9 protein-coding genes, 1 pseudogene and 1 riboswitch are annotated in these 10687 nt (G+C 65.8%); of the genes and pseudogenes, 7 read left to right on the top strand and 3 right to left on the bottom strand.

The window, feature by feature from the left end; genetic code table 11:
• The 3 genes and pseudogenes from gudD to garD all read left to right on the top strand — a co-directional run.
• Window positions 1-161, top strand: a pseudogene (gudD, locus tag ACFQPB_RS08910) (glucarate dehydratase); the annotation flags it as partial.
• Between the two features lie 4 nt (window positions 162-165).
• The gene (locus ACFQPB_RS08905; RefSeq protein ID WP_382222010.1) at window positions 166-1110 is read left to right on the top strand and encodes a 2-hydroxyacid dehydrogenase; all 945 of its coding nucleotides are present in this window, start codon (window positions 166-168) and stop codon (window positions 1108-1110) included.
• A gap of 36 nt (window positions 1111-1146) precedes the next feature.
• Window positions 1147-2694, top strand: a complete 1548-nt coding sequence (garD, locus tag ACFQPB_RS08900; RefSeq protein ID WP_382222007.1) for a galactarate dehydratase — start codon at window positions 1147-1149, stop codon at window positions 2692-2694.
• 48 nt (window positions 2695-2742) lie between these two features.
• Here garD and ACFQPB_RS08895 read toward each other — a convergent pair whose 3' ends face one another.
• The 3 genes from ACFQPB_RS08895 to ACFQPB_RS08885 are packed head-to-tail and all read right to left on the bottom strand — an operon-like array spanning window position 2743 to window position 6922.
• On the bottom strand, window positions 2743-4287 hold the full coding sequence (locus ACFQPB_RS08895; protein ID WP_382222005.1) for a GGDEF domain-containing protein: 1545 nt from the start codon (window positions 4285-4287) through the stop codon (window positions 2743-2745).
• 20 nt (window positions 4288-4307) lie between these two features.
• On the bottom strand, window positions 4308-6110 hold the full coding sequence (locus ACFQPB_RS08890) for a gamma-glutamyltransferase family protein (RefSeq protein WP_382222002.1): 1803 nt from the start codon (window positions 6108-6110) through the stop codon (window positions 4308-4310).
• Between the two features lie 53 nt (window positions 6111-6163).
• Complete coding sequence (locus ACFQPB_RS08885) at window positions 6164-6922, bottom strand: 3-hydroxyacyl-CoA dehydrogenase (RefSeq protein ID WP_382200048.1); 759 nt, start codon at window positions 6920-6922, stop codon at window positions 6164-6166.
• Between the two features lie 119 nt (window positions 6923-7041).
• Window positions 7042-7215, top strand: a riboswitch (yybP-ykoY riboswitch).
• A gap of 2 nt (window positions 7216-7217) precedes the next feature.
• Here ACFQPB_RS08885 and ACFQPB_RS08880 point away from each other — a divergent pair.
• The 4 genes from ACFQPB_RS08880 to ACFQPB_RS08865 all read left to right on the top strand — a co-directional run bounded on the left by ACFQPB_RS08880 (window position 7218) and on the right by ACFQPB_RS08865 (window position 10687).
• The gene (locus tag ACFQPB_RS08880) at window positions 7218-7790 is read left to right on the top strand and encodes a TMEM165/GDT1 family protein (protein WP_382222000.1); all 573 of its coding nucleotides are present in this window, start codon (window positions 7218-7220) and stop codon (window positions 7788-7790) included.
• 90 nt (window positions 7791-7880) lie between these two features.
• Window positions 7881-8540, top strand: a complete 660-nt coding sequence (locus ACFQPB_RS08875) for an ArsR/SmtB family transcription factor (protein ID WP_382221997.1) — start codon at window positions 7881-7883, stop codon at window positions 8538-8540.
• A 112-nt stretch (window positions 8541-8652) separates the two neighbouring features.
• On the top strand, window positions 8653-9405 hold the full coding sequence (locus ACFQPB_RS08870; RefSeq protein ID WP_382221995.1) for an MBL fold metallo-hydrolase: 753 nt from the start codon (window positions 8653-8655) through the stop codon (window positions 9403-9405).
• Between the two features lie 4 nt (window positions 9406-9409).
• The gene (locus tag ACFQPB_RS08865; RefSeq protein ID WP_382221993.1) at window positions 9410-10687 is read left to right on the top strand and encodes an MFS transporter; all 1278 of its coding nucleotides are present in this window, start codon (window positions 9410-9412) and stop codon (window positions 10685-10687) included.

The raw sequence follows: 10687 nt of genomic DNA, 5'->3' as shown, positions 1-10687 counted from the left end.
AGAGGCCCGGCCTGGGCATAGAGATCGACATGGCCGAGGTCGCGAAGGCCCACCAGCTCTACCAACAACATGGCCTGGGCGCGCGCGACGACGCCATGGCCATGCAGTACCTGATCCCGGGCTGGACCTTTGACAACAAACGGCCATGCCTGGTGCGCTGAACCCATGAGCCGAACGACGCTGTTGCAAGTGGGTCCGCTGATGCCGGCGCTGGAAGCCGCGCTGCGCGAACAACACGAGGTCTTGCGCGCCCAGGATATCGGCGCGCCGACGCCGCTGCGCGACCCGGCCGCTGCCGCGCGTGTGCAAGCGGTGGTGACCTCGGCGCCCGTGGGCTTGCCGGTGGCCTGGCTGGACCAGTTGCCCGGCTTGCGCGTGGTGTCGTCGTTCGGCGTTGGCCTGGACAAGCTGCCACTGGACGCCTGCCGCGCCCGTGGCCTGCCCGTGGGCTACACACCCGACGTGCTCAACGACTGCGTGGCCGATCTCGCCATGGGCCTGCTGCTGGACGGTGCGCGCCAGATCGCGGCGGCCGACCGTTTTGTGCGCCGCGCCGCCTGGTTGCGTGGGCGCTTCCCGGTCACCACGCGCGTCAGTGGCAAGCGGCTGGGCATCGTGGGCCTGGGCCGCATCGGCCAGGCCGTGGCCCGCCGCGCGGCGGGGTTCGACATGGACATCGCTTATAACAACCGCCGCCCGGTGGACGGTGTGGCCTGGCGCCACGAGCCGTCGCTGCTGGCGCTGGCCGAGTGGGCCGACTTTCTGGTGCTCACCGTGGCCGCCAGCGCCGACACGCGCCAGCTGATCAACGCCGATGTCTTGGCTGCCCTGGGCCCCAAGGGGCTGCTGGTCAACGTGGCGCGGGGCAGCGTGGTGGACGAGGCCGCGCTGATCGCCTGCCTGCAAAACGGGACGCTCGGCGGCGCCGCGCTCGACGTGTTCGACGACGAACCCCACGTGCCCGAGGCCTTGCTGGCCCTGGACCAGGTGGTGCTGACCCCTCACATGGCCAGCGGCACACATGAAACGCGACAGGCCATGGCCGACCTCACCTTGGCCAACCTGCGCGCCGGCCTGGCAGGAGAGCGCCTGCCAGCACGCGCGCCCTGAGTCAGACCACGCCCTCCAGTGAACCCAGTGTTTCCCATGACCACCCCCACGATCCCCCGCACCATCCGCATCCACCCCAACGACAACGTGGCCGTGGTGGTCAACGACGGCGGCCTGCCCGTGGGCACGGCCTTGCCCGGCGGGCCCACGCTGGTGCACGCCGTGCCCCAGGGCCACAAGGTGGCGCTCACCGAGCTGCCTGCCGGCACCGAAGTGCGCCGCTACAACGTGGTCATTGGCCACACGGCGGTGGACGTTCCCGCAGGTGGCTGGGTCAACGAGCAACGCCTGGTGATGCCCGGCGCGCGCAGCCTGGACAACCTGCCCGCGCCACAACCACCGACCGAGTTACCGCCGCTGGCCGGCCACACCTTCCAGGGCTACCGCAATACCGACGGCAGCGTGGGCACCCGCAACCTGCTGGCCGTCACCACCACGGTGCAGTGTGTGGCGGGCGTGCTCGAATTTGCTGTCGAACGCATCAAGAAGGAATTGCTGCCGAAGTACCCCAACGTGGACGGCGTGGTGGGCCTCACACACAGCTACGGCTGTGGCGTGGCCATCGATGCGCCCGACGCCATCATCCCCATCCGCACCGTGCGCAACCTTGCGAGCAACCCCAACTTTGGGGGCGAGGTGATGGTGCTCAGCCTGGGCTGCGAGAAGCTGCAACCCGAGCGGCTGTTGCCGCCGGGCAGCATCCCCATCAGCGATGAGCGCCAGGGCCCGGACGTGGTTTGCCTGCAGGACGAACAACACGTGGGCTTCATGTCGATGATCGACAGCATCCTCACGCAGGCCAAGACCCATCTGGAACGCTTGAACGCCCGTCAGCGCGAAACCTGCCCGGTGAGTGACTTGGTGGTGGGCGTGCAGTGTGGTGGCAGTGACGCTTTCTCCGGCGTCACCGCCAACCCGGCGGTGGGTTTTGCCACCGACCTGCTGGTGCGCGCCGGCGCCACCGTGATGTTCAGCGAGAACACCGAGGTGCGCGACGCGGTGGACCAGCTCACACGCCGTGCGGCCACGCCTGAGGTGGCCGCGGCCATCGTGCGCGAGCTGGGCTGGTACGACGCCTACCTGGCCCGTGGCCAGGCCGACCGCAGCGCCAACACCACACCGGGCAACAAGAAGGGCGGCCTGTCCAACATCGTTGAAAAGGCCATGGGTTCCATCGTGAAGAGCGGCAACGGTCCCATCCACGGCGTCATCGCCCCCGGCGAGAAGGTGACACAAAAAGGCCTGATCTTCGCCGCCACCCCGGCCAGCGACTTCATCTGCGGCACGCTGCAACTGGCTGCCGGCATGACCCTGCACGTGTTCACCACCGGCCGGGGCACGCCCTACGGTCTGGCCGAATGCCCCGTCATCAAGGTGGCCACCCGCAACGACCTGGCGCGCCGCTGGCACGACCTGATGGACATCAACGCCGGCCGCATTGCCAGCGGCGAGGCCACCATTGACGACCTCGGCTGGGAGCTGTTCCACCACATGCTGGCCGTGGCCAGCGGCGAAAAAACCTGGGCCGAGAAGTGGGGCCTGCACAACGACCTGGTGTTGTTCAACCCGGCGCCGGTGACCTGAGGCGAACCTGTCGCGCCCTTTCGCCATGCCAAGGAGGGGCGTTCGGTGTCAGACTGCCACAACGCGGTTTTTGCCGCTGCGTTTGGCCAGGTACATGCCCTGGTCGGCGCGTTTGATGGCGTCGGCACCTTGTTCGTCGGGCGCCATCTGGGCCACACCGGCGCTGAAGGTGATCAGCAGGCGTTCGTTGCCTTCGAGAAAAAAGCGTTTGGTCAGCTCGCGTTGCAGGCGCGTCATGGCTTCCACGCCGTGCTCCAGCGCGGTGTCGGGCATGACGATCACAAACTCCTCGCCGCCGTAGCGGGCCACCGTGTCTTGTGGGCGCAGCACCTGGCGCGCCACATGGGCCAGGTGCACCAGGGCCGCGTCGCCGGTGTCGTGGCCGTGGGCGTCGTTGATCTTCTTGAAGTCGTCGATGTCGAGCAGGGCCACACACATGGGGGTGTCGAGGCGACGCGAACGCGCCAGCTCGCGCTTGAGGTCCTCGTCCAGCCCCTTGCGGTTGAGGGCGCCGGTCAGCGGGTCGTGCCGCATCTGGGTGCTGGCGTGTTCCAACTGCTGCTGCAAGCGCATCACCTCCGATTCGGCCTGTTCCGCCTTGGTGCGCAGTTCGCGCAACTCCTCGCTGGCGCGCTGGGCGTCGGTGGCCATGGCGCGCGAGGCGGCAATGGCCTCTTGCAGCACAGGCGCAATTTCGCTGAGGTTGCCCGCGCTTTCCAGCTGTTTGGCGCACTTGTCCAGCTTGTTGGTGAAGCCGCTGCTGTGTTCGGTCATGCGCGCCAGGCGTTCGATGAAGGCGGCCAGCATGTCCTTCATGTCCTGCTGCGCGGCCAGCGTCTGGGCTTTGACCTCGGCCTGTTTGTGGATCACGTCGCGCAGGCGGCTTTGCACGTCTTCCAGCCGTTTGAGCGCGAGCGGCGGTTGTGTGGCGCCCTTGAGTGCCTCCACCTGACCATGCAGCCAGCGGTCGTCCAGGCTCAGCTCGGCGATGTTTTCAAACACCAGGTGCAGCAGGCTGAGCAGGGTGTTGCGAATGGCCCCTTGCTCCTCGGCCGAGAAGGACAGCCGGTAGCTGAAGTTGCTCAGCATGGGCTTGAGCACCGTCGGGTCGCAGTCGGGCTGGCGCAGGTACTGCGTGAGCTTGTCGGCCAGCTCGTTGATGCGCTGGTCGTCTTTGCCCAGCGCCGGCAGGGTGTTGTCCACCAGCCGGGCCATTTGCTCCAGCAGATCGGGTGCCAGGCTGTCGCCTGGGGCTGCGTGTGCAACCGGTGGGGGCCGTGTGGCCAGTGTGCCGGGTTGTGCCAGCGGTTGGGGCAGGGCGGCGTAGTCCACCAGCGCCTTTTCCACACCGCTCCAGTTGCACTGGCTGACCGCTTTTTCAACCTGCATCTGCACACGACGCTGTGCCGGTGTGGCGGTGGGCAGTGCTTGTACGAGACCCATCATCTGCTCGGTGGGAAACGGCCGGGCGGGGCGCGTGCCGGCAATTTCATGCCAGATGCGCTGGTAGTTGTCGGGCGTGGGCGGTAGCTTGCGCGTGGTCAGTTGGCGAACCGTCTCGCGCGCAAGTTCCGTGGGGGTGCGTTGTTCCATGGCGTGGTTTGTGGAGTGCGTCAGTCGCCCATCACCACACCTTCGCGGCGGGGGTCGGCGCCGCCCCACCACACGGGCTGGCCGTGGGCCTGACCGCGCGCAATGCCTTGCAGGCCGCTGGTCATGTTCACCTCACGCACCTCGTGGCCACGGGCCTTGAGCGCGTTCACCGTGGCTGCAGGGAAACGCTTTTCCTCCAGCACCGTGGGCGCACCGGTGGCGCCGAAGTTGGGCAGATCGATGGCCTGCTGGGGCAGCAGCCCCCAGTTCAGCACGCCATGCAGGGTCTTGGCGGTGTAGTGGATGATGAGCGCGCCGCCGGGGCTGCCGGCGCTCATCACCAACTGGCCATTGGCCTTGTCAAACGCCAGCGAAGGCGCCATGGACGAGCGCGGCCGCTTGCCGGGCTGCACGCGGTTGGCAATGGGCTGGCCGTCGGCGCTGGTGGGCGTGAAGCTGAAGTCGGTGAGTTCGTTGTTGAGCAGAAAACCCTTGACCATCTGGCGCGCACCGAAGGCGTCTTCGATGGTGGTGGTCATGGCCAGGGCGTTGCCGTGGGCATCGACGATGCTGATGTGACTGGTGCCGTATTCGGGTTGATCGGGCATGGGCGCGTAGGCCATCTTGACGCCACCCGGCGCACCGGCCTTCGGGGCTTTGTTGGCCTGAGCGCCAATCAACTGCGCACGTTGGGCCAGGTAGGCCGGGTCCAGCAGGCTCAGCCAGCTGCCGGCCGGGGGCGCAACGAAGTCGGGGTCGGCCACGTACTGGGCACGGTCGGCGAAGGCCAGGCGCGAAGCTTCGGCGTAGGTGTGCAGCCAGTCGGCCGTGGGCAGGCCGTCCTGCAAGGGCAGGCTCGCCGCCGGCGTGCGGGCCATGATGCCCAGGATTTGCCCGACGGCAATCGCGCCCGAGCTGGGCGGCGGGAAGCCACAGACGCGGAAATCGCGGCCCGCACCGGCGAGGTCGTGGCACAGCGCCTCGCGCTGTTTGGGCACGTAGCCGGCCAGATCGGCCAGGCTCATGCGACCGGGGTTGCCCGTGTGGCGCGTGACCTTGTCCACGATGGCCTGTGCCACTTCGCCTTCGTGCAAGGCTTTGGCGCCTTGCTGGGCGATTTTTTGCAAGACTGCCGCGAGTTCGGGGTTCTTGAGCAGATGGCCCACCGGGTGGGGCGTGCCATCTGGGCGGTAGAAGTAGGCGGCTGCCGTGGGGTCTTTTTTGAGGTGTTGCTCAAGGCCCAGCAGGGTGTGCAGGCGGGGGCTGACTTTGAAGCCCTCAGCGGCCAGCGTGATGGCCGGCTGGAACAGCGTGGCCCAGGGCAGCTTGCCGTGTTTCTGGTGCGCCAGCTCCAGCATGCGCACCGTGCCGGGCACGCCCACCGAGCGGCCGCCCACCACGGCGTCGATGAAGGGCAGGGGCTTGCCCTCGGCGTTCAGGAACAGTTTTTCATCGGCTGCGGCCGGTGCGGTTTCGCGGCCGTCGTAGGCCACCACGGCCTTGCCGTCGTGGTGCAGCAGGAAGGCGCCGCCACCGATGCCGCTGGACTGCGGTTCCACCAGCGTGAGCACCATTTGCACCGCGATGGCCGCGTCGACCGCGCTGCCGCCGGCCTTGAGGATTTGGTAGCCCGCGTCGGTGGCCAGCGGGTTGGCCGCCGCCACCGCAAACCGGCTGGTGGCCCAACCGGGTTTGTCGGTGTAGCCCGAAGCGGCTTCGGGCTGTTGAGGCATCTGGTACTGAAACCCACCCGGGCCACTGGCACACGCGGCCAGCAACACAACGGACAAGGCAGAAAGAAGCGAGCGGATCTGGCGTGACATGGTTTTCCTCCAAGGAAAACCATCATAAACCGCAGATCACCCGGCCGCTTGTGTCAGCGCGGTGCCAGGCGGATGGCGCCGTCCAGGCGGATCACTTCACCGTTGAGCATGTCGTTTTCAATGATGTGTTTGGCCAGCTTGGCGTAGTCGGCGGGCGTGCCCAGGCGGCTGGGGAAGGGCACACCAGCGGCCAGCGCGTCCTGCACTTCCTGGGGCATGCCAAACAGCATGGGCGTGCCAAAGATGCCGGGCGCAATCGTCATGTTGCGGATGCCGTTGCGGGCCAGGTCGCGGGCGATGGGCAGGGTCATGCCCACCACGCCGCCTTTGGACGCGGCATAAGCCGCCTGGCCGATCTGGCCGTCGTAGGCGGCCACGCTGGCGGTGCTGATGAGCACACCGCGCTCGCCCGTGGCTTCGGGTTCGTTTTTGCACATGGCGTCGGCGGCCAGGCGGATCATGTTGAAGCTGCCCACCAGGTTGACCATGATGGTCTTGGTGTAAACGGCCAGCGAGTGCGCGCCGTTTTTGCCCACGGTTTTTTCGGCCGGCGCGATGCCGGCGCAGTTGACGAGGCCCATGAGCTTGCCCATGGACACGGCCTGGGCCACCACGGCCTGGCCGTCGGCCTCGTTGCTGACATCGCACTTGACGAACGCGCCGCCGATGTCCTTGGCCACGGCTTCGCCTTTTTCAACCTGCATGTCGGCCACCACCACCTTGCCGCCGTTGGCGGCCAGCATGCGTGCCGTGCCTTCGCCCAAGCCCGATGCGCCGCCCGTGACGATAAAAACCTTGCCTGCGATGTCCATGGAAAACTCCTCTGTGGGTTTGTGAAAGTGGGGGTCGATATGACGTTTACGTAAACGTCAATTATCGGGCAAGAGCCCGCCTCGAACAGGCCCCCGATTCACCTCGGTATACTCAGGGTTTTCCCGTCATTGGGGAGTAGCCGCCCTGCGCAACGCAGGGGTTCGCGTCAACAGACTTGGTCCTCACGACCATGGCGCGCGCAGCTTTTGCCTGGCAAGACCTTTGACCTCACTGCCTCCGGTTGGGCCGGGTAGGCGGTGTGGTCTTTGCGTTGGTGCCGGCCCCGGAGTTCTCATGGAAGCTTTTCTTGTGTCCACGGGCGTGGTTGCGCTCGGTGAAATGGGCGACAAAACCCAGTTGTTGGCCATGCTGTTGGCCGCCAAGTTCCGCAAGCCCGTGCCCATCATCCTGGGCATTCTGGTGGCCACCCTGGCCAACCACGCCATGGCCGGCGCGGTGGGCGACTGGGTGGCCCGTGCGCTCGGGCCCGACGTCTTGCGCTGGGTGATTGGCGTGTCCTTCCTGGCCATGGCCGGCTGGATGCTGATCCCCGACAAGGTGGACGAAGGCGATGCCAATGCGGTCTCGCGTTTTGGTGTGTTTGGCACCACCGTCATCGCTTTCTTTTTGGCCGAAATGGGCGACAAAACGCAGATCGCCACCGTGGGCCTGGCCGCGCGCTACAGCGACTTCGTCGCGGTGGTGGCCGGCACCACGCTGGGCATGATGTTGGCCAACGTGCCAGCCGTGTTCATGGGCGGCAAGATCGCCGCCAAGGTGTCCATGACCTTGGTGCACGCCATCGCCGCCGCCATCTTCGCGGTGCTGGGGGTGCTGACCCTGCTCAACGTGGGCAAGTTGTTCTGAAGGCGCTGCTGGCTGGGACCCGAGGGTTTCAGCTTTTGGCAATCCAATATCTTTGATGGCGAATAATCAAATGATCGCTAGAATGTTCTCATGAGAGAAATCAAAGACCATTTGTATGCCCAGGTGGCTCGCATTGGAAAGGCCGTCTCCAGCCCAAAACGGCTGGAGCTCATTGAACTGTTGTGCCAGTGCGAAAAACCCGTTGAGGTGTTGGCCGAGCAGGCCAACATCAGCATCAAGTTGGCCAGCGCCCACCTGAAGCAGTTGCGCGAAGCGCGCCTGGTCGATACGCGCAAGGACGGCAAATACGTGTATTACCGCCTGGCCGCTCCGAGCGTGGCAGAACTCTGGGTGGCACTGCGCAGCGAAGCCGAGGAGCGGCTGGTGGAGCTGCAGGTGGCACTGACGTCGCTGGTGTCCCACCAAGACGGGCTGCAGGCCCTGGACCATGCCGCCATCCTGCGCGCGGCCAACAAGGGCGAGGTGACGGTGCTCGATGTCCGCCCCGAAGACGAATTCAACGTGGCCCATCTGCCGCATGCGCGTTCAATGCCGTTGAGCGAGCTCAAACGACGCCTGAAGGAGTTGCCCAAGAGCGTGCCTGTGGTGGCTTATTGCCGGGGCCCCTTCTGTATGTTTGCGAAAGACGCCGTTGAGCTTCTCCGCCGCCGGGGCTACAGCGCGTACCACCTGACGGATGGGGTGGCGGAATGGCGCTCGCGCGGCCTGCCGCTTGTTCGCGGCGCATGAGAGGTGCGCATCCGCCACCCGCCTTCTTGGCTGGGCAGGCGAGGCGTCTTGATCGCGGCGCGCTGGGCGGCGTGGACTGAGAAGGTTGTGGATTTTTGAGGAGCGTGTTCCCATGTTTTTTCGCCAACGGCCTGCAGACAACGCAACGCTGTCCTACTTCTTTGGATGTGCCGGTCAGCAAAAGGCCGTCGCAGTGGACGTGGTCGCCGGTGATGAGGCTTGGTTCATCGAAGAGGCCCGTAAGGCCGACGTCCAAATCACCCACGTCATCGACACCCACGTTCATGCTGACCACGTGTCTGGTGGCCCCGAGCTGGCGCGTCGGGTAGGCGCCCCGTACTGGCTGCACGAGAGCAATGCGGGTCGTGTGCACTTCGCCTTCCAGCCTTTGCGCGACGGCCAGCGGCTGGAAGCCGGCAACGTGCTGGTGGACGTGATTCACACGCCAGGCCACACGCCGGACAGCGTGTGCCTGCTGGTGTGCGACCTGCGCCGAGCGGATGAACCGTGGTTCGTCCTGACGGGCGACACCTTGTTTGTGGGCGCCGTAGGGCGCCCCGACCTGGCCGGGCAGGAGCGCGCAATGGCCGCGCAGTTGTTTGACTCCCTGCATCAGCGACTCCTCACGTTGCCACCCGAAATGGAAATCTACCCGGGACACCAGGCAGGCAGTGCCTGTGGCGTGGGCCTTTCGGGAAAGCCCGCATCCACGCTGGCGTTCGAGAAACGGTTCAATCCCGTGCTGTCGATGCCAAGAGACGAATTCATCGACGCGGTTACCGCCGACATTCCCCCGCCGCCGGACGATATGGCACGCATCGTCGAAGTCAATCTTCGCGGTCCAACTCCAGTGACCCTGGGCTGACGTGATGAACTTTGGCATCCGGGCCAACCTCGGGCAGTTTCTCCAGCAGCTGCTGCAGGTGCTGTTGGTGGGCATGACCATCGGGATGATGCGCAACGTCGTGCCCGCGCTGGCCGAGGCCGAGTTTGGGGTGCCCCGTGGCTCTTTCATGTTGTTGGCCGCGTTTGTGGTGGCCTTTGGTTTCGTCAAAGGCAGCATGAATTTTGTGGCGGGTCGCCTGGCCGAGCGTGTGGGCCGTCAGCGTGTGCTGCTGTTGGGTTGGTTGGTGGCTATGCCCATTCCCTGGCTGGTGTATTGGGCGCCAAGTTGGTCCTGGGTGGTGTTCGCCACGGTGCTGCTGGGCGTGAACCAGGGCCTGACGTGGTCCATGACACAAACATCCAAGCTGGACCTCACCCGCGCCGACCAGCGCGGCCTGGTGATTGGACTCAACGAGTTTTCTGGCTACGTCGGTTTGGCCATCGCCGGTGTCCTCACCGGCTACCTTGCCGCTCATTGGGGTCCTCGTGATGGGCTCTTGTGGTTTGGTGGGGCGGTGATTGGGTTGGCCACCTTGTTGTCGGCCTTTGCGGTGATAGAGACCTTGCCCTGGGCGCAACTTGAGGTCAAACGCCAACCCGGGGCAACCGCCCAGGCAGCGCAACCCCGTTACCCCTCAGGCGTCAGCGAACAACCTTCCACCGGCGAGATGTTCGCCTTGATGACCTGGCGAGACCGGCGCATGGCTGCGCTGTGCCAGGCGGGCATGGTCGAGAAATTCGTCGATGCCTTGGTGTGGGTCTTTTGGCCGGTCTACCTGCACCAGCGTGGTGTTTCGCTGCCCGATATCGGCTGGATTGTGGGTGTCTACGGTTTCACTTGGGGCGCAGCACAGTTCTTGACGGGCAAGCTATCCGACCATGTGGGTCGTCATCTGCTCAACACCTGGGGCATGTGGATTTGTGGGGCCGGCGTGGCGATGTTTCCGCTGGGTGCTGGGCCTGCCTGGTGGTCTTTGTCGGCAGGGGTGACGGGCCTGGGCATGGCCATGCTGTACCCCAACCTGAGTGCGGCCGTCGCCGACATCGCCCACCCCACGTGGCGCGCCTCGGCCATCGGCATCTACCGCTTCTGGCGCGACCTGGGTTACGGCGTGGGCGCACTGGGCCTGGGCTTGGCTTCCGTGTTCGGCGGCTCGGTCGAATCGGCCTTCTGGTTCGTGGCCGTGTCCATGTTCCTCTCAGGCCTGGCCTTGTACGCCTGGGGTGAAGAAACCCACCCGCGACTCCACCCAGCACATTGA

This window comes from Hydrogenophaga atypica, from assembly GCF_042665215.1.
In the GTDB taxonomy this organism is placed as follows: Bacteria; Pseudomonadota; Gammaproteobacteria; order Burkholderiales; family Burkholderiaceae_C; genus Hydrogenophaga; species Hydrogenophaga defluvii_A.
Note: the sequence above shows the minus strand (reverse complement) of the source record. Positions and strands in the feature narration are given on the sequence as shown.